The following is a 25,999-nucleotide window of genomic DNA, read 5'->3' on the forward strand; positions in this document are numbered from 1 at the left end:
CCCGTAAAAATGGTCGCCTTTTACGTAGTAATTGATTTTTTATGAAACTGAACCGAAGGTTAGTAAAAATATACTTCATTTTATTCGCCGTAATGTCCCTCGCGATTCCTAACATGGTTTTGGCGCAGGATGTTCCCGAGATTGACACGACCGGCAACCTCCCCTACCCGTTTAAAGATCAACCGGCTTTTGGATATCCCGAACAGGATTCCATGAAGTTGTTTCTTAATAAACCCAGCAATATTAGGTACGAGGTGGAATACGATCCGATTACCGGACAATATGTGTTTTACGAAAAGATCGGTAACCTGAATTACCGCCTGCCTCAAAGTATGTCGCTCGACGACTACATCGATTATGACTTCGACCGTTCGATTCAAGACTACTGGAAAACGCGAACTCAATTGGAAGATCAGGACCGTCGCGGTGGTTTGCTGCCGCAGCTAACAATCGGAAGCGAAGCCTTTAACCGCATTTTTGGTGGAAATACCATCAATATTCAGCCACAGGGTTATGTTGAGGTGAGTTTTGGTTACCAGGTAAATAAAACCGATAACCCATCCATTCCGGAACGTTTGCGAAAAGTTCCGACTTTCGATTTCGACGAAAAAATTCAGATGAATGTGACCGGTCAGATCGGAACAAAAATGAACATGCGGGTGAACTACAACACCGAGGCGACTTTCGATTACGAAAATAAAATGAACCTGGAATACACCGGCGAGGAGGATGAGATTATCAAACGGATAGAGGCCGGTAATGTTTCGCTGCCATTGAACGGTTCACTGATTTCGGGGGCATCTAACCTGTTTGGGGTAAAAACCGAAATGCAGTTCGGGAAACTGAATGTAACCACTATTTTCTCGCAAAGTAAAGGTGAATCGAAAACAGTGGAAACCGAAGGAGGTGCACAGGTAGCAACCTTCGAAATTTCTGCTTCGAACTACGATGCCAACCGGCACTTTTTCCTGGCACAATATTTCCGCGATCATTACAACGAATGGTTAAAAAGTACCGCTGTCCCACGCTCACCGATCACCATTAATAAGATCGAAGTTTGGGTAACCAACAAGTCGAACGATTTTACAGAATCGCGTAACATTTTGGCTTTCCAGGATCTGGCGGAGCACGACCCGAACATTTACAACAATATTCCGCAATTCCAGGCTACACCGGGACTCCCTTATCCGCAAAACATTTACCCGAACAACCAGGCCAACGGTCTGTACAGCGAAATGAATACTACTTATTCTGATGTTCGTCTTGCTGAAAACATTACCGGAGTGATGTCGCAGTTCGGGCAGGATTTTGTGGGAGGAACCGATTTTGAAAAAATTGAACAGGCTCGAAAACTCAGTCCTTCAGAGTACAACGTAAATACCACACTCGGTTACATCTCACTGAATTCGGCATTGAACACGGACGAAGTGTTAGCCGTGGCCTACAATTTTACGATAAACGGCCAGACTTTCCAGGTGGGTGAATTCTCTACTGATGGTATCGATGCACCACAAACACTGTTTTTGAAACTGTTGAAAGGCACCAATCTTTCGCCCGGGAAACCAACCTGGAAACTGATGATGAAAAACATTTATAACCTGAATGCTTATCAGTTATCCCAGGAAGATTTTGAGTTGAATATAGTATATCAAAACGACTCGACAGGTACATATATCAACTACCTGCCCGAAACGAGAATCGAAGGACATATTCTTCTGGAGGTAATGCGCCTGGATATGCTCAACAAACAGCTAGATCCCACAAAAGATGGTATTTTCGATTATGTGGAAGGCATTACGGTGAATTCGAACACCGGACGAATCATCTTTCCGGTGGTGGAACCTTTTGGTAGCCATCTGACCGATTCCATAATGGATCAAGGTTTCATCGATAAATATGTGTATCAGTCGCTCTACGACTCTACCCAGGTAAAGGCAGAACAAGATGCCGAACACAACAAGTTTAAACTTATGGGTAGTTACAAAGGCTCATCGAGTTCCGAAATTATGCTGGGTGGTTTAAACCTTGCGCAAGGTTCGGTAAAAGTTACTGCAGGAGGACAAGTGCTTACCGAAAATGTGGATTATACCGTCGACTATACACTTGGTCGGGTTAAGATCATCAACCAGGCACTTTTGGAGGCAGGTACACCCATCCAGATATCCACAGAAACAGAGGACCTGTTCACCATGCAACGTAAAACGCTGATGGGAACTTACGCCAATTACGCATTCTCCGATAATTTTAACGTGGGTGCTACAATGCTTTATATGCACGAGCGGCCGCTTACCGAGAAAGTGGATTATGGCGAAGATCCGATTTCGAACCTGATGTATGGATTCGACACCCGCTACAACACCGAAAGCATGCTGATTACCAAAGCACTGGATGCGTTACCCTTTTATTCCACCAATGCAACTTCATCCATTAATTTTGAAGCAGAATATGCCAAACTGGTTCCCGGAAGTGCAAAAGCCATTGACGGTTCAGCCTATATCGATGACTTTGAAGCAACAAAAACTGCCATCGACATGCGCGCCCGTCAGTCGTGGATGCTGGCAAGTACTCCGCAATACCAGAACGACCTTTTCCCGGAAGCCAACATGACCAACACTTTGGAATATGGTATCAACCGTGCAAAACTTGCCTTCTATAATATCGACCCGCTCTTTTTGAGAAACAATTCCTTAACTCCGAACCACATCAAAAACGACCGGGATATGCAATCGAATCATCTTGTTCGTGAAGTGTTCGAACAGGAACTTTTCCCGGAGAAAGAATTTACAACGGGTGAACCGACTAATATACAAACCTTCGACCTGGCTTTTTACCCGTCGGAGCGTGGACCGTACAACTACGATGCAGGAAACAGCAACGCTTCTGCAGGTGTAAATGCCGACGGTAGTTTGCGCGCACCCGAAACGCGCTGGGGTGGTATCATGCGTGAAATCCAGACCAGCGATTTCGAAAATGCCAACATCGAGTACATCGAATTCTGGATGATGGACCCTTTTGTGAACGACACATTACAGGAAAATCAGGGTGGTGATCTATACTTCAACCTTGGTGAAATTTCGGAAGACCTGTTAAAAGACTCGAGAAAAGCTTTTGAGAATGGTTTGCCAACAACGGAAGAAATTATAAACGTCGATACCACAATCTGGGGACGTGTTTCAACCCAACAATCTTTGGTCAATGCTTTTGATAACAACCTGACTTCAAGACAATATCAGGACATCGGTTTTGACGGTTTGAATGATACCGACGAGCAATCGCAGTTTCAGCAGTACCTCGAAGAACTGCGATTAAGAGTGAACGACGATGCCTACCAGACTGCAAGTACCGACCCCTCGTCGGATAACTTTCACTATTACCGTGGATCGGATTACGACGATCAGGAACTCGGTATTCTGGAACGTTACAAAAAGTATAATGGCCCCGATGGAAACTCGCCAACTGCTGAAATGTCGCCGGAAAGCTACCCCACTTCGGCAACAACGATTCCCGACATCGAAGATATTAACGGCGATAATACGCTGAATGAATACGAACGTTATTTCCAGTACAAAGTAAGTATTCGTCGCGAAGACATGGTACTCGGCGAAAACTACATTACCGATATCAAAAACGCGAAAGTAGAATTGAAAAATGGGTCGATCGGCGAGGTCAACTGGTACCAGTTCAAGATTCCGGTAACCAATCCCGATCAGGTAGTAGGTAACATCAATGATTTTAAATCGATTCGTTTTATGCGTATGTTCATGCGCGATTTCTCCGATCCGGTAGTAATGCGTCTGGCTACTCTCGATCTTGTTCGTGCCGACTGGCGTCGTTATACCGGCGACCTTTCCGATCGTGTTTCAGCGCCTTCGGTTAATGCCGATTTCGAAATTTCTGCGGTAAGTATCGAAGAGAACGGAAGCCGCGAACCGGTCAATTACATTCTTCCTCCAGGTATTTCACGAGTGATCGATCCGGCCAATCCGCAGCTGCGCCAATTGAACGAGCAATCCATCGTTTTAAAAGCCACCGAACTGGAGCAAGGCGATGCTAAAGCGGCCTACAAATCGCTTTACATGGATTTCCGCAGGTACAATAAACTTAAAATGTTTGTACATGCCGAAGAAATTGAAGGTTCGCCTCTGCGAGATGATGAACTTTCTTTCTTCATCCGAATGGGATCAGACTACAACAACAACTACTACGAATACGAAATTCCGTTAAAGTTAACGCCTGAAGGAAGATACATTGGCGATAGCGAAGCCGACCGCATGATTGTCTGGCCTGAAGAGAACCTGATAGATATACCACTGGATGTATTCACTAACCTGAAACTCGACCGGAATGATGCTGTTCGCGAAGGCGGATCAAACGTAAAGATCAACGATATTTACGAGAAATCGGATCCGGATAGAAACAGCGGGAAGAACAGGGTGAAAATAAAAGGTAGTCCGAACCTCGGTAACGTTGAAGTATTTATGATGGGTGTTCGCAACCGACGTGGCCAGGTGAATACCGGACCAAAATCGGTGGAAGTGTGGGCCAACGAACTTCGGCTCACCGATTTCGATAAAGAAGGTGGTTGGGCAGCCAATGCCCGTGTTTCGGCACGCCTGGCCGACTTGGGAAGCGTTACGGTTGCCGGCCGAAAAAGAACCGCAGGTTTTGGTAGCATCGACCAGAATACGAACAGTCGCCAGCTTGAAGACCTCGACGAACTTGATGTTTCAACATCGATCGACTGGGGTCGTTTCTTCCCCGAAAAAGCAGGTGTACGCATTCCAATGTATTACGGTTATTCGAAAAGTACCATCAAGCCAAAATACAATCCGCTGGAACCTGACATTGAAATGGAGAAATCGTTGGATCACCTGGACACCCGGCATGAAAAAGATTCATTACGAAACTTAACACAGGATGTGGTTGAACGCAAAAGCATCAACTTTACTAACGTAAAAGTGGAGCCGCAACGCCAGAAAGAGAAAACACATTTGTGGGATCCCCAAAACTTTGCGGTAACTTATTCTTACAACGAAATCTCGAAACGCAACGTAACTACTGAATACAACGTGGACAAGACACACCGTGCAATGTTCTCGTACAACTACAGCAGCCGTTCGAAATTGATCGAACCCTTTAAAAAAGTATCGCTTCTTCAGAAAGGTCCTTTGAAACTCATTGGCGATTTCAACTTTTATCCCTTACCCACTCAGATATCGTATCGCACCGATCTGTTCAGAAGGTATCACGAAACTCAATCTCGTAACATTACCAATCCGAACCTGATCTTACCAACCAATTTTGAAAAAGATTTTCTTTGGAACCGCTACCTCGATATTCGCTACGACCTGACACGCTCGCTTAAATTCGACTTCTCGTCGCGCGCCACCTCGCGTATCGATGAACCCGAAGGACGAATTAACCGTAGAGACGATGATTACGAATGGAAACGCGATTCGATACTTACCAATCTCATGAATCTTGGTAGACCTACAATTTATGGACATACTTTTAACCTGAATTACCAGGTACCGATTCGTTCATTTAAAGCACTTAATTTTCTGAGTGCCAACATCCGCTACTCCGGCACATACGACTGGGTAGCCGGTCCAATGACCGACGAAGACATCAACATTGGTAATGTGATAAGCAACTCTGGCAATATGTCGCTGACAGGAAATGCCAACCTGCAAACACTCTTCAACAAAGTGCCTTATTTCCGCGAAGTCAATCAGAAATTCAGACGAACAGGAAGAGGACGAGGCAGCATGAACCGCAACTCAAGCCGGCGAAACGAGCAGAATAACCAGCCGCTTGAACGCAAACAGGAAGAAACATACAGTGCCAACATTCAGTTTAAAGCAGGTACACCACAAAAAGTCCAGCATAAACTGAATACGAAAAAGATAAAAGTTCTGGTTACAGGTGTTGAAGGCAAACCGATTCCCGGGAAGCTTAATATAATCGACGCCAACAACATTGAATTTACGGCAAATGAAGATGTGAATCAGGCCATGATAACCGTAAGCGGTAAACGCGGCGATCAACCATTCTTAAAAGATGTATTGGATTTAACTACACGTATGGTTATTGGTATTCGCACAGCTTCGGTCATGTACAGTAAAAACGGAAGTACCGTGTTACCAGGCTACCTGCCCGAACCATCTTTATTTGGAGCAGGGAATTACTCGGGCGATCCGGATTGGTCGGTTCCCAATGTACAATCGAGTTTTGCACCTGGCGTACCATTTATGTTCGGTTGGCAGGATCGTAACTTTGCACAAAAAGCCGCTGATAAAGGTTGGTTGACCATCGACTCTACTTTGAATCAACCGTTTTTATTCCGAAATACCGAACGTCTTAACCTTAGGGTTTTATGGGAACCTCTCCCCGACCTTCGGATTGATCTTACCGGCGAAAGAAACATATCGAAAAACATCAGCGAATTTTACAATTACGATGGATCAGGTAATTTCGTAGCTAACAGTTTCACCGAAACAGGTAACTTCAGCATATCAACTCTTACCTGGAAAACCGCCTTTTTCGCCATCGGTAAGGAAGAAGTGGTGAGTTCAGAAGCTTTCGAGAACATGAAATCGTACCGGAAAATTATTGCACACCGATTAGCTGCCCAGCGTGCCGCCGGCGGAAATTATGATCCTTCGCAATCGCATCCAAATTATCCGGGATACCCCGAAGGATACGGCCCCAACTCAGTTGAGGTACTGGTACCGGCATTCCTGGCAGCGTACCAGGATAAGGATCCGAACAAAGTTTCGCTCGATCTCTTTCCTTCGGCCAAGTTCATTCGCCCCAACTGGAGCATTCGTTATGAAGGAATGGTGTCAAAAATTCCGGGGCTGAATAAGGTGATGCGTTCATTAAACTTCCAGCATACCTACCGCTCGAGTTACACGGTAGGTTCATTTGCCACCAACCTGAATTACATGGAAGGCAGCGACGGTTTCAGCTACGTTCAGGATTTAGCCGACAACTTTGTACCGGCCTACGACTTTAATTCGGTAAGTATTGTTGAAGCATTCAATCCATTAATAAATATGGACATTATGTGGCACAGCGACCTGACCACACGGGCTGAAGTTAAACGGGCACGTAACCTCAACCTGTCGTTTGCCAACAACCAGTTGACAGAGGTGCTGACCAGCGAATTTATTTTTGGAATGGGGTACCGATTTACACACATGGACCTCATCATCAAAACAAAAAACTCGCAACAGGCTTATTCCAACGATTTAAATATCCGTGCCGATATTTCGTACCGAAAAAGCAAAACCATGTTGCGCCAGTTGGATAGCGACGACAACCAAATTACAGCGGGTCAGGGGAATTTCACCATAAAAACTTATGCCGATTACCGGCTCAGCGACAAATTTGAAATGAGGGTATTCTACGATCGTATCTTGAACAGTCCGTTTACCTCAACTTCTTACCGGACAACAAACGCCAACTTTGGTATAAGTTTCCGGTTTACCCTCGCAAATTAGTGTTAATGAAATCTTATGCTGTTCCAAGAATTGCCACCAAACGCAAAGAATATTTTGATTTGTCAAAAAAATGAATTTTCTTGCAGAAGAAATTTAGAAAAAGAATGAAAAATATAAATACAATATGGCTTCCGTGGTGGGGTCTTCTTACGTAAGTTAGGAGTTAAAGAGCCATATTGGTATTTTTTAAAAAATATTTAAACCGAAGGCCTGCTCCTGTTAAGAGCGGGTTTTTTTATAAAACGAATGATGAATTTAACAAATAATATTTGGTGGTGGCGTAGCAACTTTTTACAACAATCGTGAAAAGAGAAACGTCATTGGCAAAAATGAAAACGGCTCATCGAAATCACGGTGAGCCGTTTTTTTTTATCCAAAAATTAAAAAATACAATAATGGAAAGAATAACATTTAAACCTGTAGTCAGAAAAATACTCGCCGACACCGTTACTCCGGTAAGTATTTACCTCCGGCTGCGAACACTTTATCCGAAATCCATTCTGCTGGAAAGTTCGGATTACCACGGGCACGAAAACGCGTATTCGTTTATTGCATTTAGCCCGGTGGCCAGTTTTACCGTAAAAGAAGGCCACGTTACCAAAGAACTTCCGGGCCGTGAAAAAGAAAATTTCGACTTATCGAAAGAACGGATTTTACACGACGAACTGGATGCTTTTTATAAAAATTTCGACGTGGATTCAAGTGAGATCGAACTTCCGGCAAACGGATTATTCGGCTACCTGAACTTCGATGCGATCCAGCATTTCGAAAACATTCGGTTTTCTTCACCCAAAAAAGAAGAGTACCAAATACCGGAAACAAAATACTGCTTCTATAAATATGTGGTAGCCATCGATCACCATAAAAACCAGATTCATATGGTGGAAAATCTGATAGAAGGTGAAGAATCGCAAATTGATTATATCCACCATTTGCTGATCAACCTGAATTTTGCAACCGCCAAGTTCGAGTCCACCGGATCGGAGGAATCAAACATTAATGACGACGAATACAAATACATGGTATCGAAAGGAAAAGAGCACTGCTACCGTGGCGATGTCTTTCAGATCGTTCTCAGCCGGCAGTTTTCGCAAGAATTTAAAGGCGATGAATTTAATGTGTACCGCGCACTGCGTTCCATTAATCCATCGCCTTATTTATTTTACTTCGATTATGGCAGCTATCGCATTTTCGGGTCAAGCCCGGAAGCTGAGATCCGCATCAAGGAAAATAAAGCCTATATTCATCCGATTGCCGGAACGTTTAAACGGACCGGTAACGATGATCAGGATCGCGTACTGGCTGAGCAACTGAGTAAGGATCCAAAAGAAAATGCCGAACATGTGATGCTGGTTGACCTGGCACGAAACGACCTCAGCCGGAATGCCGAAAATGTGGTGGTGGAAACTTACCGCGAAGTCCAGTTCTTCTCACATGTTATTCATTTGGTTTCACAGGTTTCGGGCGAAATTACCGACAACACCAACCTCATAAAAGTACTGGGAGAAACCTTTCCTGCAGGAACTTTATCGGGAGCGCCAAAGTATAAGGCTATGGAACTGATTGATAAGTACGAGAACCAAAACCGCGGATACTACGGTGGATGTATCGGCTATCTAGGATTCGACAGAACCGTTAATCATGCCATAATGATTCGTTCGTTTTTAAGCAAGAACAACAAATTGTTCTACCAGGCCGGTGCAGGAATTGTAGCCGACTCGCAGGAAGAAAGTGAATTGCAGGAAGTGAACAACAAACTGGCAGCTTTGAAAAAAGCGATCGAAATGGCCAAAGAAATCAATTAGTAAATCGAAAAAACATGAAGATATTAGTTATTGATAATTACGACTCGTTTACCTACAATCTGGTTCATGCCATTAAAAAGATCTCGGGCCAGCAGGTTGATGTGTTCCGCAACGATGAGATTTCTCTTGAGGAGATCGAAAAATACGACAAGATTGTGCTTTCACCCGGACCGGGAATTCCCAAAGAAGCCGGATTACTTTTAGAGATCATAAAAGAGTACGGTCCTAAAAAAAGCATGCTGGGGGTTTGCCTTGGACATCAGGCCATTGGCGAAGCTTTTGGTGGCGAACTGCACAACATGAACCGCGTTTTGCACGGCATTGCAACGCCTGTAAAACTCACCGAAACGAAATCGTTGCTTTTTGATTCCTTACCCGACACGTTCGATGTTGGCCGCTATCACTCGTGGATCGTTAAATCAGAAAATCTGCCCGATTGTTTCGAGGTTACCAGCTACGACAACGATGGAATGATCATGTCGATGAAACACAGAGAATACGACGTGCAGGGAGTGCAATTCCACCCCGAATCGGTGCTGACTCCGCTGGGAGAAAAGATGATTGAAAACTGGTTAAATTCAGGTAACAGTGCAAAGTAGAGAGTAATGAGACAACTCGCACAACTCAATAATTAATAGTTCTCACTACTCAAAGCTCATTACTAAATACTTAATTATGAAAGAAATACTACAATATTTATTCGAAGGAAACAAACTTACTCGTGAACAAGCTAAAAACAGCTTGCTGGAAGTTGGGAAAGGTCAGCATTCCGAAGCCGAGTTTGCCTCCTTTCTGACGGTATTCAGAATGCGGCCCATCGATTCACAGGAATTGGCCGGGTTCCGTGATGCCATGTTCGAACTGAGTACAAAAATCGATCTCTCGGAATTTAATGGGATGGACATTGTTGGTACCGGCGGCGATGGAAAAAACACCTTTAACATTTCAACACTGGCTTGTTTTGTAGTGGCCGGTGCCGGTGTGAATATCACCAAACACGGAAATTATGCAGCCAGTTCAAACAGCGGTTCTTCAAACGTACTGGAGTACCTCGGATACAAATTCAGCAACGATGTCGATAAACTCAAAACGGACCTCGAAAAAGGTGGGTTCTGTTTTTTGCATGCCCCACTTTTTCATCCGGCATTTAAACATATTGCTCCTGTTAGAAGGGCGTTGAAAGTCCCCACTTTCTTTAACATTCTTGGACCGATGATCAATCCGTCATCACCAAAATACCAGTTACTTGGCGTTAATAATTCCGAAAATTTTAAGCATTACAAGAACGTTTATGAAACGATGGATATTAATTTTGCAGTAGTGAACAGCACCGACGGTTACGATGAAATTTCTTTGACATCCGAAACCAGAATTGGATTGAAGGGAACAGAAAAATTTCTCACTGCCGAAGATTTCAATTTGAAACCGGTTCAGGCTGAAAAATTATACGGTGGCGACTCGGTGGAAGATGCAGCAAAGATTTTTATGAGTGTGCTGGAAGGAAAGGGAACGGAAGAGCAAACAAATGTGGTTTTGGCCAACGCCGGGCTGGCACTTCAGGTGGTTTATCCCCAGAAGGAATTAAGCGACTGCGTGGCAATGGCCCGCGAATCGCTCAACGAAGGTAAAGCCTTGCAAAGTTTGAAATCTGTTATTCAATAATATTATGAACATCCTGGATAAAATAATCGAGGCAAAAAAGCTCGAAATCAAACACCAAAAAGAACTCATCGACATTGAGGTATTACAGGACATTCCTGATTTTTTCAGGGAATGCAACTCACTTCGTGCCAATTTGCTAAAAGACGGTTCATCCGGAATCATCGCCGAGTTTAAGCAACGTTCGCCGTCAAAAGGAGACATCAACCTATCGGCTAAAGTTGATAAAGTAACCGAAGCATACAGAAAAGCGGGTGCTGCCGGTCTTTCCGTACTTACCGAAAGAAGCTTCTTTGGAGGCTCACAATCGAACCTTGTTATCGCACGCGAACACAATCCGGATATCCCGATTCTCCGTAAAGATTTTATGATCGATCCTTACCAGATGGTGGAAGCCAAAGCTTACGGTGCCGATGTTATTTTATTGATCGCCGCTTGTTTAAGTAAAAACCAGGCAAGCGAACTGGCGCAGGCTGCTCAGGAACTCGGACTTGAGGTATTGATGGAAATTCACAACGAAGAGGAACTGAATATCGTTAACGAATTTGTAGACATTGTTGGTGTAAACAACCGCAACCTGAAAACCTTTGAGGTGAATATTGAAACGTCGGTGGAACTGAGCAAACTTATTCCCGAAAAATTTGTGAAAATATCGGAAAGCGGAATTGCTGGTGCCGACGAAATTAAATACCTGAGAAGCCATGGTTTTAGAGGATTCCTGATTGGTGAAACTTTTATGAAAACGAAGAATCCGGGAAAAGCCTGCAAAAAGTTTATTCAGCAACTGCATAAGTAATTGAAATCATCTGTTATCCCTGCAAAGGGATATTTGAATCGAAGAATAGAAAGAGAAATTTGATGGAAAGAAAATTGAAAATAAAGGTTTGCGGAATGAAGTATACCACCAATCGTGATCAGGTTGAACAGCTGGATGTGGATCTGCTTGGATATATTTTCTACGCACCTTCTAAACGATTTGTAGGTGAAAATCCCGAAGCCGGTCTTTTTGATGCCTCGAAATCAAAAGTGGCCGTATTTGTCGATGAAAATGCTTTTGAAATACTGGGGTTGACAAAAAATTTCGGATTTGAATTTGTTCAGCTTCACGGAAAAGAAAATCCGAAAACCTGCGGGATGCTAAAAAAACAGGGCTTGAAAATCATAAAAGCATTTTCGGTTGACGAAGCATTTAATTTCGATTCGACGCTGGCCTACGAAAAAGTGGTCGATTATTTTCTTTTCGATACAAAAACAAAGCTACATGGTGGTTCGGGTAAAAAATTCGATTGGCAGATCCTCCAAAAATACACCGGGCACAGACCCTTCTTTTTAAGTGGCGGTATCAGCCCTGATGATATTTCTGAGATTAAAAAAGTTGATCATGCAAAATTAACGGGTGTTGACCTGAACAGCGGTTTTGAAGATAAACCGGGACTAAAAAACATTGAAAAACTGACAAAGTTTATAGGTGAACTTAATTACTAATCCCCCCATCTCATCCCGACTCATCGGGATTCGACTGTCCCCCCAGGGGGACAGAGCTTTAAGAAGTGATAGGGAGGATGAATTAACCAGAATAATAGAAATACTATGAAATACCAAGTTGATAAAAATGGCTATTACGGGGAATTTGGCGGTGCATGGATTCCGGAAATGATGTACACCAACATCAAGGAGTTGAAGCAACGTTACCTCGAGATCATCGGGTCGGATGCATTTAAGAATGAATTCGACAAACTGTTAAAAGATTATGTCGGACGTCCGTCGCCTTTGTACTATGCCAACCGTTTGTCGGAACATTACGGAACAAAAATTTTTCTGAAACGTGAAGACCTGAACCACACCGGTTCGCATAAACTGAACAATACCATAGGGCAAATATTACTGGCCGAAAAACTGGAAAAAGACAGGATTATTGCCGAAACAGGAGCCGGTCAGCATGGCGTTGCAACGGCTACCGTTTGTGCACTAAAAGGCATTAAATGCGTAGTTTATATGGGAGCGCTCGATGTTTCGCGTCAGGCACCAAACGTTAAAAAGATGAAGATGCTGGGTGCCGAAGTTATTCCTGTGCACAGCGGCAACAAAACTTTAAAGGACGCCACCAATGAAGCCATGCGCGACTGGATCAATAACCCGGAAGACACGCACTACATCATCGGTTCGGTAGTTGGGCCTCATCCCTACCCCGATATGGTTGCCCGGTTTCAGTCGGTGATCAGCAAAGAAATGAAGAGCCAACTATTGGAACAAACCGGATCGGAATTACCAACACGGATACTGGCCTGTGTTGGTGGAGGCAGCAATGCTGCCGGAGCATTTTACCATTTCCTCGACGACGAACAGGTGGAATTGATCGGTGTGGAGGCAGCCGGTAAGGGCATCGACACGGAAGAAACAGCAGCAACTTTAACCGTGGGATCGACCGGTGTGTTACATGCTGCAAAAACCATGTTAATGCAAAGTTCCGACGGCCAAATCTCAGAACCGTATTCCATCTCGGCCGGATTGGATTATCCCGGAATCGGGCCAATGCATGCCCATCTGCATAAAACGGGTCGGGCAAAATTTTTGGCGGCTACCGATGAAGAGGTGTTGCAATCGGTTTTACTGCTCACCCAAAAGGAAGGAATTATTCCCGCACTGGAATCGGCACATGCACTGGCAGCACTCGATAAGATAAAAATGAAACCCGATGATGTAAATGTTATTAATCTTTCGGGAAGCGGTAATAAGGATATGGAAACGTACCTTAATTATTTTGGATATTAAACTACAGGAAAAATGAAGAACAGAATCAATCAACTTTTCGAAACAAAAAAGCAAAATATACTTTCGGTCTATTTTACAGCCGGGTTTCCAAAATTAAATGATACCGTGGAAATCATCCGTGAATTGGAAAACAATGGCGTCGATCTCATCGAAATCGGCATTCCTTTTTCCGATCCTACTGCCGACGGTCCGACCATTCAAAAAAGCAGTGAAAGCGCGCTCAAGAATGGTATGAATTTAAATCTGCTGTTTGAACAACTAAAAGATATCCGCAAATCGGTGAAGATCCCGCTAATTCTTATGGGCTACATCAATCCGGTTTATCAGTATGGCATTGAGCGTTTTTGTGCCAAGTGTGCCGAAGTCGGAATCGACGGCACCATTCTGCCCGATCTTCCACTCGATGAATTCGAAAGTCATTACAAAAACTTCTTCGATAAATACAAGCTGCACAATGTGTTACTAATCACGCCACAAACCTCTGAGAAGAGGATTCGGCAAATTGATGAAATAAGCGGTGGTTTTATCTACATGGTTTCTTCGGCATCAACCACAGGAGCCGGTAAAAAAGTGGAAGACTTTCACCTTGATTATTTTGATCGGATTAAAAAAATGCAGTTAAAAAATCCTCGGTTGATCGGGTTCGGAATTTCTGATCATGCTACATTTAAAAATGCCTGTAATTACGCCAATGGAGCTATTATCGGAAGTGCATTTGTAAGTGTTATTTCTGATTCAGAGTCTGTTAAAAATGACATTTCAAACTTTGTAAAAAGTATCCGTCAATCCAATTAAAAAAAGAGGTATTTGTTTACCGCGCAACTATGTTTCTAAACAGGTAATCAGTGTTTTTTTCGGTAATCTGTTCAGGTACAAATTGTTAATCAAAAAAGACATTGAAAACAACTATTAAATAGTGTTAAAGCATATTTTACAGCATACTGAAAACGCGAAAGGAAAGTTATCTTAATAGCAACAATCACAAAAAATAAAGAGCCATGTTAGAGTATGCTAAAATTATTCTTCCTAAAGTAAGTTTTAGTAAGGACCTGTTCAGAAAAGAACTGAACAAGTGCATTAACTGGGTTGAACCCGATCAAATTGGCGAGTTATATACCTGGTGTAATGCCAACTTTAAAAACAAATACCCTGATGTACTGGCCGAAGCTTTTGGCGACATCGCGGCTTAAAAAAATAGAAGCGGGCTAAGTCCCGCTTTTTTTATGTCAACTTCTCAATATTGTCGACAAACGACATTCAATAATCTACCAATCCACCAAATCCTTAAAAATCCGCTAAAATCCCTTACAGCAGACAAGTTGTATAATTTTTTCTGTCGTTCGCTGAAAAATTTTTCAAGGTATTTATTTCCATCTTATGTTTGAATAAAAACTATTGATCAGGAATTCTTTAAACGCAGATTTCCAGAAAACAATTTACGGGGAGAACGGGGAACAGAAATAAACAAGACTCCGCTTTTTTACATAGAAATAGTTAAACAGCAACGCAAATGTAAAAGGTGAAATATCCTGCCGGCTGGCGGATATTTAAACTCCCGTTTCCCCGGCGGGAGTTTTTCTTTTAGAAAATTCGAAGGGTAACAAGCATGAGTATAAACTTAAAATTTCATCTATGAAAAAACTACTATTTTTTATGGTGGCATGTTGTTTTGGGGTGTTGAGTGTATCGGCCCAAACCATGCGGGTAACCGGAACCGTAACATCATCGGAAGATGGTGCACCACTTCCGGGAGTATCGGTAGTTGTTAAAGGAACTACGACCGGAACAACTACCAGTATCGACGGAACATATGAACTAACTGTTCCTGAAAATGAGGTGCTGATCTTTTCGTTCATGGGAATGAAAAGCGTAGAAGTACCATTAACCGGTGCTACAGTTTATAATATGGCTATGGAGCCGGATATAATTGGTGTTGACGAGGTTATGGTGGTAGCTTATGGTACGCAAGCCAAAGGAACTGTTACCGGAGCTGTAAGCTCGATGCGGGGCGATGAAAAGATTGAACAGATTCCGATTGCCAGCCTCGACAAAGCCTTACAGGGAAACGTGGCCGGTGTTGTAGCTACAAGTGCTTCGGGGCAACCAGGAGGACGTACCCAGGTGCGAATTCGTGGTATCGGTTCCATGTCGGGAAATAACGAACCACTTTATGTTATCGATGGAGTACCGATTATTGGTACCGAGAATGTGTCGTTCTTTGCCGCCGGCGATTTGTCGAGTGCAGAAGCTACCAATCCGCTTGCCAATATCAATCCAAACGATATAGAAAGCATTTCGGTATTGAAAGATGCCGCCGCTTCAGCACTGTATGGTGCCCGCGCTGCAAATGGCGTAATCCTGATTACAACCAAACGAGGAAAAGAAGGCCGTACCAAGTTTACTTTGAGCGCACAAACCGGTTATTCGCAAAAAACAACCGACAACTACAAGGTGCTCAATAAAAGTGAGTACGAGATAATGGCAGCCGAGGCTTTGGTTAATGGCCTGGGATGGTCGCAGGAAGATGCCGACTCTTATGTGCAAACCGATTATGAAACAGATTGGTACGATGTGGTGTATCGGAAGCCAAAAGATGCCATGACCTATAACGTGGAACTAAGTGCACGCGGTGGCGATGCCCGAACCCAGTTTTTTGTTTCGGGATCGTATTTTAAACAGAACGGACATGTGCTGGCAACAGACTACGAGCGTTATGCCTCGCGCATCAACCTCGATCATAATGCCACCGACAAAATCAAAATCGGTGCAAATTTCTCCATGTCGTATTCCAATAAGAATGCGAATAATGGATCCTCAGCATTTGCCAGTCCAATTCTTGCTGCAGATTTAATGCTGCCAAACCGCCCTGTTTACAACGAAGATGGCAGTTACAATAACAATGACCTGGGAATGCTTAACAATTTCAACCCTGTTGGTATTGCCGAGTGGGACAGGAATGCACAGAACGAAACTTATTTTATTGGTCAGGCCTATGCGCAATATTCTTTCACGCACGATTTAACGTTTAAAACCACCTTTAACGCCGAACTGTATAATCTGAAAGAGGAAAAATACCAGAATGGTGCTTTTGGTGATGGACGCACAGTTGGCGGTCGTCTACAGGAAGGACGATCGACCGTTGAAAACTGGACCAGCTCCAATATCCTGTCGTACAAACATACATTCGACACGCATCACAATGTGGATGCCCTATTGGGATTCGAGGCCATTAAAAACAATTCGAACGGTTTAATTGCCCGAGGAGAAGGACTGCCCGAAACACCAAAATTCAGAGCGATGGCTGCAGCAGCCGAACCTACCTCTGTTTTCTCGAACCTAACCGAATGGAGCATGATCTCTTACCTTTCGCAAGTAAATTACAATTATGCACACAGGTATTATTTGAGTGGAAGTTTTCGTCGTGATGGTCACTCGCGTTTTGGTACCGAAAATAAATACGGTAATTTCTGGTCGGCTGCTGCCAGCTGGCGTATTTCAGAAGAAAACTTTATGCAGGAAGTAGACTGGATTGATAACCTGAAATTTAGAATTAGCTACGGTGTTACCGGTAACGCCGAAGTTGGTGATTACAGCTCGCAAGGCCTGTTTTCATATAACGGATATGTTTACGGAGGCACTTCGGGAGCTTCGTTCATTCAGTATGCCAACCCGGAACTTACCTGGGAAAAATCAAAAGTATTTAATGTGGCGACCGATTTTACCCTCTTCAATCGTTTGAGTACAACCATTGAATATTACATCAAACGAAATTCAGACTTCTTATTCGATGTACCGGTTTCAGCAGCTACAGGTTTGTACGAAGAACGTGTGAACCAGACGTACACGGCCACAAAAAACCTTGGTGATATGGAAAACCGTGGATTTGAGCTTTCCCTCCGTTCTGATAACTTAACCGGCGAATTTAAATGGGTAACTGAACTCAACATTGCGTTTAACAAAAATGAGATCATTAGTTTGCCCGATGACAAAGACCTGGTACAGGGAACAAAACTTCGTCGTGTAGGTGAAGATTTCCAGACTTTCTACCTGCGCAAATGGGCCGGCGTAAATTCGGATGACGGAACACCGCAATGGTACAACGAAGCCGGCGAACTGGTTTCCGATTTCACTGAAGCCGAAAAGCAAATTGTTGGAACTGCCTCACCTGATTTCGAAGGTGGTATAACCAACTTGTTTTCTTACAAAGGATTTGAGTTATCGGCCTTGTTCACCTTCGCCGTAGGACACAGCATTTACGACAATTGGGCGTTCGTGATGGAAAGTGACGGAGGTTATGTGCTTTCAGTAAATCAAAGTGCAAAACAACTCGAGCGCTGGCAGGAACCGGGCGATGTTACCGATGTTCCGCAAATTATGTACGGCGGCAATAACAACGCCGATGTTACTTCTTCGCGCTACCTGCACGATGCCGACTACCTGCGTTTGAAAAACCTGAAAGTAGCCTACAACCTTCCTAAAAGCTGGCTAAACGGCAGTGGTCTGGAAGACGTAAAACTGTTTGCTCAGGGCCAGAACCTGGCGACCTGGACAAAGTATCCCGGAAAAGATCCGGAAGTACAGATTAACGGAATTGAAGATTGGTTCTATCCTCCGTTAAAGACCATAACATTTGGATTAACAATTGGATTTTAATCATGAATAGAAGCGATACAACGAAACGCAATAAAATTCAAGATCAGGGCAATTGTCCTGAAAACGAATTGGAAAAGTTTCAAAGCTTAGCATTAAAAACTTTAATAACGAAAGAGATGAAAAATTCAATAACTAGAAAAATAATGGTGGCGATACTGCCCGTTTTCCTTTTGTTTGCAGCTTGCGACGATTTTCTGGAGAAGGATCCGTATTATGCCACTCCAACCGAGAACATAACCAGCTCGTATTCCAACCTGAAAATTGCCCTTACCGGGTTATATAATCATTTAACCGATCTCGATTATCTGGGTAAGAACTTCATATTGTCGGCCGATATACGAGCCGATGATACCAACCTGAAAATTGAGAACAGTAACCGGATGACAGCCCAGTATAAGTATACGCTTACCGACGGCAGCGGCGATCCGCAATATGCCTGGGGAATCATGCTAAAAGTGCTGAATCAGGCCAACATCATATTGTCGGCCATTGATAATGTGGAAGATGGCACGCAAGCCGAACGTGACCAGCTAAAAGGTGAAGCTTTGACCATCAGAGCCATGGTTTTATTTGATATGGCCCGACAGTTTGCACAACCTTATAACCTGCCTTCATCGGCAGGAAGCATAGCTGCCGGCACAGCCGATGGCAATGGCGGACACCTCGGTGTACCCGTTCTGACCAGCCCGACTGACGATCCGTTCAGTTTGTTTCCTGAGCGCAAAACTGTGAAGGAAGTTTACGATCAGGTTTTGGCCGATCTCGATGCTGCCGTGCAACTTATGCCACAGGCTTCTAATCCCAATTTCATTAACGGGAACACAGCCCTGGCACTTCGGGCACGCGTAAAATTGTACAAAGAAGACTGGGCCGGTGCTGCCAATGATGCAACCTCGGTAATCGAGAGTGGGAATTATGAACTATTGAGTGCCGATGCTTATATTCCAAGTTGGGGGAAAGAAAATACTTCGGAATCGATTTTTGAACTGGCACTTACCAAATCAACTTACCTGGGAACCACAGCACTGGGTTATATGTACGACACCCGGGGTTATGGTGATATGGTTGCCTCATCTGCCTTGCTCGATCTGTTTGAGGAAGGCGATGTACGTGGAGTTGTGAAACAGGGTGAACCCGATGCCGGACCTCCGGACGGAGAACTGATGTTCTACGAAGTGGATGGTTTGGTTTATACCAACAAATATCCGGGCAGGGATGGTACCGCCGGTCTCGACAATACTAAGATTATTCGTTTATCAGAAATGTACCTGATACGAGCAGAAGCTAACTTCGAAGCCGGAACAAGCATCGGGGCTGCTCCGCTCGATGACCTCAATGCAATTCGCACAAATCGGGATGCATCGGTTTTTACCGAAATTGATGCAACAAAAATCGAAAACGAACGACGTCGCGAACTGTGTTTCGAAGGGCATCGATTGTTTGATATTTTGCGAAAAGGGAAGGATTTGGAACGAGGCGACGATTACTGGGCGGCTCAATCCGTAAGTTTTCCGAATGAACTTTTTATTTACCCGATTCCGGACAATGAAATGGATGTAAATCCGAATATGGTTCAGAATCCAGGGTATTAATTTGAGTCTGATGCGCAAAAAGAGCAGCCTAAAGGTTGCTCTTTTTCACTTCTATGCATTTTTAACAGTCCTGAATCAGTCTTTTATAAGTTTAATGGACACCTCAACTTTATTAATCAAATATTGATCCTTATCCTTTTGTCGTTGGATCTTTTTTACCACATCCATTCCTTTAATCACCTGCCCAAATGCTGCAAATCCCTGACCATCCGGATTGCGCTTACCGCCAAAATCCAGTTCAGGTTGGTCGCCTACACAAATAAAAAACTCAGTGGTTGCCGTTCCCGGTGTGTACCGGGCCATCGAAAAAGTTCCATTTTTGTGATTGATACCCGTCATTTTTGTGGTCTCATGCAAAATCGGTGGAATCAGATCAATCAACTGATCGTCGAAAATCCCACCCTGGATCACTTCAATTTTAACCTCGTTATTAGGCTGGTTATCCATGCGCACGGTTCGATAAAATACTGCATTTTCATAAGTTCCTTCTGCCAGATGCTTCAAAAAATTATGAGCGGTAATCGGCGCATGAACCGTATCTATTTCCACAATGATGTCGCCAAAGTCGGTTTGCAGTTTTACTTTGGGCAACCCGGTGGCAAAACTTAATTTAACAAAAACAATAAGTAGCCCCGTTAACAATATTACTTTCTTCATTTTTTAATTTGAATAATATGTTTTACTTGCAATCAAAAGTAAGAAAAGCGATTAACAAACATTATCTGGGTTTAAATTTACGCTTGAATTATCCGTCAACCGGCGGTTGATTCGTTATCTGATCACGAAAGTTAAACATATCTTATTGCTGCTGTTATGAATACAATCTACATGAAAAGAATTCAGGCACTTTTGCTACTGGTGCTTCTGTCGTCATTTGCTTTGGCACAACCGTCAACGCTATTACAGTTCCTGGAAAAACAACCCCAGGTAAAAAGCATTGAGGAACTTGAAACAAACGACTTTTTTACCGAGAAATACAAGATTATGGTGGAGCAGCCGCTGGACCATAAACACCCAAAAAAAGGTACTTTCCTGCAACGTGTTATTATCAGTAACAAGAGTGTGGACCAACCCGTTGTTTTTATTACCGAGGGCTACAATGGAGGTTATGCCGAACGTCAGAGGTACATCAACGAATTGAGTCCTATTTTAGAAGCCAACCAGATTTGTATGGATCATCGTTACTTTGGAGAATCGATGCCCGATCCCCTTAACTGGGACTACCTGACCGTTAGAAATGCTGCTGCCGATCATCATGAAGTCATTCAAATGATGAGAAAATATTACGAGGGAAAATGGATCACCACCGGAATAAGCAAAGGGGGGCAGACTGTTGTTTACCACCGCTGGCTTTACCCGAACGATGTGGATGTTTCAATACCTTATGTGGCGCCACTGAATTTCGGTGTAGAAGATGGCCGCCACGAGCCTTTTATTGCCAACACCACCGGAACTCCGGAAGGCCGGAAAAAAGTACGCGATTTTCAGCTTTACGGTCTGAAAAATCGGACAGAATTTGTGCCAATGTTACAAGACTTTTGCAAGGAGAAAAACTTCCATCCCCGCTTAGATCCCGAGGAACTGCTTGACTATGTTGTGCTGGAGTATTCTTACGGTTTCTGGCAGTACGGTACTCCTGTTGATGCGATCCCCGCTCTGGATGCCGGAAATGAGGTTATTTTTAAGCACCTGGTCAGGGTATCAACACCCATGTACTTGTCGGATGAAGGGATCGAAATTTTTCTTTCTTTCTATGTTCAGGCAGCCCGTGAGCTGGGCTATTATGGATACGACACTGAACCGTTTAAAGATTACCTGCACATAAAAAGTGCTGAAGGCTGGTTAAAAAAGATTTATATTCCGAAGGATATAAAAGCAAAATACAATCCCAAAACGGCCCGTGAAGTCAAAAAATTTATTGATACGACTGATGCCCGGATTTTGTTTATTTACGGTGAATGGGATCCCTGGTCGGCATCAGCCTTTGAGGTACCTAAGAAGGATAATTTTCTGAAGATTGTAAAACCGGAAGGCAGTCATAACGCGCGTATCGGGAATTTACCCGATGATCAGAAAGCACTGGTAAAAGCCAAATTGGAAGAATGGCTTGAAATGCCGGTGAATATCGAGATAGAAGAATAGACCATCTCTCGATAGATGCTTAATGTCGTTCGGATCTGAATCCCTTGACTTTTTTAGAGGAAGAACAGGGCCACGCCACCAACAGTGATGATGGCTCCCACTATTTCTTTCCAGTTTACTTTTTCGTGAAAAATAACAACGGCCGGTCCGATGATGAGTACCGGCACGATAGCCATTAAGGTGGCAGCAATCCCGGTTTGCGTATGCTGCACGGCTAAAAGTGAAAATGAAACCCCAAGAAAAGGCCCAAAGAAAGCACCGAGTGAAATGCGCTTCATGGCCGATTTATTGCGCAAAGCCGTCCATACGCGGGGCCAGCGTTTAATAAAAAAGAACAGGACCGCAAAACCGACGATTCCGGTAAGCACACGAATTTGTGTAGCTGAAAAAGCATCGTAATCACCCATCCCCTTTTTACTGATCACCAGTCCGGCTGCCTGTCCAAGGGCACCGCCAAGAGCCAGCAGAATACCGGGCAACGAATAATTCGATTTCAACTTTTTGATGATTGTGCCGTTTTCCTCCGATTTTTCGCGTTTCAAAATCACCAGAACAATACCGCTCATAGTGATTGCCATACCAAGCCAGTTCATTGGTGTAAGCACTTCGCCAAGCATCAGCCAGCCAATAAAAGCTGCAAAAGGCGGTGCCAGCGCCATCAGCAGCATGGCTACTCTGGCTCCTATAAACAGGTACGATTCAAACAACAACAAATCGCCAATAACAAAACCTACCAACCCGGAAAATGCCAGCCATTTCCAGTTGAACAATGTAGCGTCGGTCGGGAAGAAGAAACCGCGTGTGATCCAGCTGTAAATACCTACAAGGAAAAAGGCAATGACCAGCCGAATCAGGTTGACGGCCAATGATCCGACTTTTTTACCAGCCGACTCAAATGCCAGTGCAGTAATGGTCCAGAACACCGCTGTAAGCACCCCTGCTATTTCCCCAAAGTGGTTTTGCATCTTTCCCGTTATTGACTTCAACTAAAAAAAGAACCATTCCCCTCAAAACGGAAGAATGGTTCCTTCTTTATAAAGTTCCGTTTTATTAGTTGGCCAAATACTCCTGAACTGCTTCACGGAGCTCGTCGCCACGTTTATTCTTGGCAATGATAGTACCGTCTTTTCCAATCAGGATACTGTGAGGAATACTGCTAACTGCATAAGCTTGTGCTACCTCGTTGTTCCAGTATGCCAGGTCGGAAACCTGAGTCCATGTCAGACCATCGTCTTCAATTCCTTTTAACCAGGCTTCTTTATCGCGATCCAACGAAACACCGAACACTGTAAATCCTTTATCGTGAAACTCGTCATAAACGGCCACTACATTCGGATTTTCACGACGACATGGTCCGCACCACGATGCCCAGAAATCAAGAAGTGTCAATTCGTTTTGTGAATACACATCAGAAAATTTTACCGGATTTCCTTCCGGGTCATTCTGGGTGAAATCAGGAGCGATCTGTCCAACAGCCACTTTTTTAAGTTTCTCAATTTTTTCTTTTAAAGTAACAACGCTGGGTACTTCCTGTATTTTTGGATCCAGTGCAGTTACCATCTCTTCCAATTCGGCTGCTTCTTTTCCGTACTGAATGTTATTCAAAATAACCGGAGTTACATAAGACGCCGGATGCTCTTTAACAAAATCTTCCTGAAGCGTATTTGTACTTTCATACATTTCTTCAACCTGTGCCATTAATTCGGCTGATTTTGCGGTATCGCCTTCAGCATCAGCAGTTCTTGCCTGCTGGTAAAGCGCCATGTACTCATCACTTATTTTTTTCAATTTATCACTTAACTCAGCATACTCATCGTGAGCTACCGAACCACGTACGTCGGCAAAACTTATTGAATCGGCTTTACCGCTAACCGACATTTTTGCATTCTCTACAAAAATAAGTGCTTTAGCACGCTGCCCTAAAACCGATAAATAATAGGCACCCGGCACTTCAACTTCACCTTCCAGTATTGCAGATCCATCAACAACATCGGCAGTGTCGACACCAACCCATGCTCCGTCTTTGCGTTCTTCAAGAACTACTTTTCCTTCAGCACCTTCGAGGTTAACGTCAATTTTAAACCCACTCTGTCGTGTACACGCAAAAAGCGCAACACCTAAAATCAGAACAAAATACTTTTTCATATCATTACAATTTAAAGATTTCATTGATAACGCTGAACCTTCACAATGATCTATTGGTCAATTTTGAATTGGATTCGGGACCCGGCGATCATTTCACAACTCAACTTCCTTTTGTCAAAATAATTAAGCCTCGAAGATAATCAAACATTTACAAAAATTACTAAGTGCAGTATTCAGATTGATTCCAAAGAAGATGAACTAAAAATGCTAAACTTTGTATTTTTACTGAAAACAAAACCGAAATAAATGGGCCAGAAAATAGCTTTAGTTCTCTCTGGTGGTGGTGCCCGCGGATTGGCCCACATTGGAGCAATAGAAGAACTTGAAAAACACGATTATAAAATAAGCTCGATAGCCGGCACTTCGATGGGTGCACTGGTTGGTGGTGTTTATGCCCAGGGAAAACTTAACGAATTCAAAGATTGGATATGCTCACTCGATCATTTCGAAATTTTTAAACTGGTAGATTTTACGCTGGGTGCAGGAGGATTAGTAAAAGGTGATAAGGTACTGAACGCAATGAAAAAATTTATACCCGACGTTAACATTGAAGAGCTGCCGTTTCCTTATTCAGCCACAGCAGTTGATATCATTAAACACCGCGAAGTGGTTTTTACCAGTGGCAGTCTGTATGATGCCATCCGTGCGTCGATTGCTATTCCAACTGTTTTTACCCCGGTAAAGAAAGATGGTGCCGTTTTAGTTGACGGCGGAGTTATGAATAATGTTCCGATATCACATGTTGAGCGCAACAAAGGCGACAAACTGGTTGTGGTGCACGTTAACGCGAATATTCCGGTGCTGAAACCTGAACTGAACAAAGAGGAAGAGGAGGAAAAAGAATCGAAATATAAAAAGTGGCTAAATACCTTTGCCGATTTCCTGAACGGTTCAAAAGAGAAAGAACACAAACTGGGATTTCTTTCGTTGATCGACAATACTTTAACAACCGGAATGCTTCGCCTGGCTCAAATGACCATCGAGAACGGTAATCCGGATATTTTAATCGAAACGTCGCGCGACATTTGTGGCACCTACGATTTTTATAAAGCTAAAGAAGTAATTGAAACCGGAAGATTAGCTGCCCGAAAAGTGCTCGATAATCAAGACTGATGAGATGACAAGACTACTTATCGTAAATAATGCCGAACCTGATATTCGCAAATTTGCAAATGCTTTAATAGAAATTGTAAAAACAGCCAATGTTGATACCGAATGCATTAACTATGCCGATTGCCCAACTACGGATTTAAAGGTATTCGACGGAATTATTCTGAGCGGATCACCGCAGGGCGATGAAATTGTGGAACATCATGCACCTTTTTTTCGGTGGATTATTGACTATAAAAAACCTGTGTTGGGAATTTGTGCCGGCCATCACGTCACGGGCCATTTGTATGGTTCCGAATTGTTGCGCAACCGTGAACCTGAATCGGGAGATTTTGAGATTTCCATCATCAAACCGGACCCAATTTTTAATGACCTCCCAAATACGATGACCGTAAAACAAATGCACAACGATTCCATTACCCTGCCTCATGATTTTGAATTGCTTGCTACCTCATCAACTTGTAAAAACCAGATGATGAAACACAAGGATAAACCGCTTTATACCTGCCAGTTTCACCCAGAATATTATAATCACGAGTTAATTCAGAATTTTGTAATGATCTGCTGCGATCGATCCCATAAAAAAACCACCCGTTAAAAAACGAGTGGTTTCCTG

General features: G+C 43.4%; 17 protein-coding genes. 14 read left to right on the forward strand and 3 right to left on the reverse strand.

The features are described 5' to 3' along the window. The first annotated feature begins 41 nt into the window (after positions 1 to 41). The 11 genes from sov (at position 42) to WFY05_RS02000 (ending at position 19,986) form a co-directional block, all read left to right on the forward strand. On the forward strand, positions 42 to 7,505 hold the full coding sequence (sov, locus tag WFY05_RS01950) for a T9SS outer membrane translocon Sov/SprA (RefSeq protein WP_340111036.1): 7,464 nt from the start codon (positions 42 to 44) through the stop codon (positions 7,503 to 7,505). Positions 7,506 to 7,900: 395 nt separating this feature from the next. After that, the gene (locus WFY05_RS01955) at positions 7,901 to 9,310 is read left to right on the forward strand and encodes an anthranilate synthase component I family protein (RefSeq protein WP_340111037.1); all 1,410 of its coding nucleotides are present in this window, start codon (positions 7,901 to 7,903) and stop codon (positions 9,308 to 9,310) included. Positions 9,311 to 9,324: 14 nt separating this feature from the next. Continuing rightward, on the forward strand, positions 9,325 to 9,909 hold the full coding sequence (locus WFY05_RS01960; protein WP_340111038.1) for an anthranilate synthase component II: 585 nt from the start codon (positions 9,325 to 9,327) through the stop codon (positions 9,907 to 9,909). Positions 9,910 to 9,985: 76 nt separating this feature from the next. After that, positions 9,986 to 10,972, forward strand: a complete 987-nt coding sequence (gene trpD, locus WFY05_RS01965; RefSeq protein ID WP_340111039.1) for an anthranilate phosphoribosyltransferase — start codon at positions 9,986 to 9,988, stop codon at positions 10,970 to 10,972. Positions 10,973 to 10,976: 4 nt separating this feature from the next. Continuing rightward, positions 10,977 to 11,765 (forward strand): indole-3-glycerol phosphate synthase TrpC, encoded by a 789-nt coding sequence (trpC, locus tag WFY05_RS01970; RefSeq protein WP_340111040.1) that lies wholly within the window; start codon positions 10,977 to 10,979, stop codon positions 11,763 to 11,765. A 62-nt stretch (positions 11,766 to 11,827) separates the two neighbouring features. Beyond that, complete coding sequence (locus WFY05_RS01975) at positions 11,828 to 12,454, forward strand: phosphoribosylanthranilate isomerase (protein ID WP_340111041.1); 627 nt, start codon at positions 11,828 to 11,830, stop codon at positions 12,452 to 12,454. A gap of 105 nt (positions 12,455 to 12,559) precedes the next feature. Further along, positions 12,560 to 13,741 (forward strand): tryptophan synthase subunit beta, encoded by a 1,182-nt coding sequence (trpB, locus tag WFY05_RS01980; RefSeq protein WP_340111042.1) that lies wholly within the window; start codon positions 12,560 to 12,562, stop codon positions 13,739 to 13,741. Between the two features lie 12 nt (positions 13,742 to 13,753). Continuing rightward, positions 13,754 to 14,536, forward strand: coding sequence for a tryptophan synthase subunit alpha (gene trpA / locus WFY05_RS01985; protein WP_340111043.1), 783 nt, complete (start codon positions 13,754 to 13,756; stop codon positions 14,534 to 14,536). Positions 14,537 to 14,739: 203 nt separating this feature from the next. Continuing rightward, positions 14,740 to 14,931 carry a hypothetical protein gene (locus WFY05_RS01990; RefSeq protein ID WP_340111044.1) on the forward strand — a complete coding sequence of 64 codons (192 nt, stop codon included), beginning with the start codon at positions 14,740 to 14,742 and terminating at the stop codon, positions 14,929 to 14,931. A gap of 442 nt (positions 14,932 to 15,373) precedes the next feature. Beyond that, complete coding sequence (locus WFY05_RS01995) at positions 15,374 to 18,394, forward strand: SusC/RagA family TonB-linked outer membrane protein (RefSeq protein ID WP_340111045.1); 3,021 nt, start codon at positions 15,374 to 15,376, stop codon at positions 18,392 to 18,394. 116 nt (positions 18,395 to 18,510) lie between these two features. After that, the gene (locus WFY05_RS02000; protein WP_340111046.1) at positions 18,511 to 19,986 is read left to right on the forward strand and encodes a RagB/SusD family nutrient uptake outer membrane protein; all 1,476 of its coding nucleotides are present in this window, start codon (positions 18,511 to 18,513) and stop codon (positions 19,984 to 19,986) included. Between the two features lie 75 nt (positions 19,987 to 20,061). Here the strand turns inward: WFY05_RS02000 and WFY05_RS02005 are convergent, their stop codons facing one another. Next, the gene (locus WFY05_RS02005) at positions 20,062 to 20,643 is read right to left on the reverse strand and encodes a peptidylprolyl isomerase (RefSeq protein ID WP_340111047.1); all 582 of its coding nucleotides are present in this window, start codon (positions 20,641 to 20,643) and stop codon (positions 20,062 to 20,064) included. Positions 20,644 to 20,814: 171 nt separating this feature from the next. On the opposite strand from WFY05_RS02005, the gene WFY05_RS02010 reads away from it, so the two are divergent. Further along, positions 20,815 to 22,128: a S28 family serine protease gene (locus WFY05_RS02010; protein ID WP_340111048.1), complete on the forward strand. Its 1,314-nt coding sequence runs from the start codon at positions 20,815 to 20,817 to the stop codon at positions 22,126 to 22,128. A 53-nt stretch (positions 22,129 to 22,181) separates the two neighbouring features. Here the strand turns inward: WFY05_RS02010 and WFY05_RS02015 are convergent, their stop codons facing one another. Beyond that, the gene (locus tag WFY05_RS02015; protein WP_340111049.1) at positions 22,182 to 23,093 is read right to left on the reverse strand and encodes a DMT family transporter; all 912 of its coding nucleotides are present in this window, start codon (positions 23,091 to 23,093) and stop codon (positions 22,182 to 22,184) included. An 85-nt stretch (positions 23,094 to 23,178) separates the two neighbouring features. Further along, positions 23,179 to 24,273: a redoxin domain-containing protein gene (locus tag WFY05_RS02020; RefSeq protein ID WP_340111050.1), complete on the reverse strand. Its 1,095-nt coding sequence runs from the start codon at positions 24,271 to 24,273 to the stop codon at positions 23,179 to 23,181. 246 nt (positions 24,274 to 24,519) lie between these two features. Between WFY05_RS02020 and WFY05_RS02025 the strand changes: the two genes are divergently transcribed. After that, the gene (locus tag WFY05_RS02025; RefSeq protein ID WP_340111051.1) at positions 24,520 to 25,386 is read left to right on the forward strand and encodes a patatin-like phospholipase family protein; all 867 of its coding nucleotides are present in this window, start codon (positions 24,520 to 24,522) and stop codon (positions 25,384 to 25,386) included. A gap of 4 nt (positions 25,387 to 25,390) precedes the next feature. Continuing rightward, positions 25,391 to 25,981 carry a type 1 glutamine amidotransferase gene (locus WFY05_RS02030; RefSeq protein ID WP_340111052.1) on the forward strand — a complete coding sequence of 197 codons (591 nt, stop codon included), beginning with the start codon at positions 25,391 to 25,393 and terminating at the stop codon, positions 25,979 to 25,981. The last annotated feature ends 18 nt before the right edge of the window (positions 25,982 to 25,999 follow it).

It is taken from the genome of Maribellus mangrovi, assembly GCF_037646455.1.
GTDB lineage: Bacteria > Bacteroidota > Bacteroidia > Bacteroidales > Prolixibacteraceae > Draconibacterium > Draconibacterium mangrovi_A.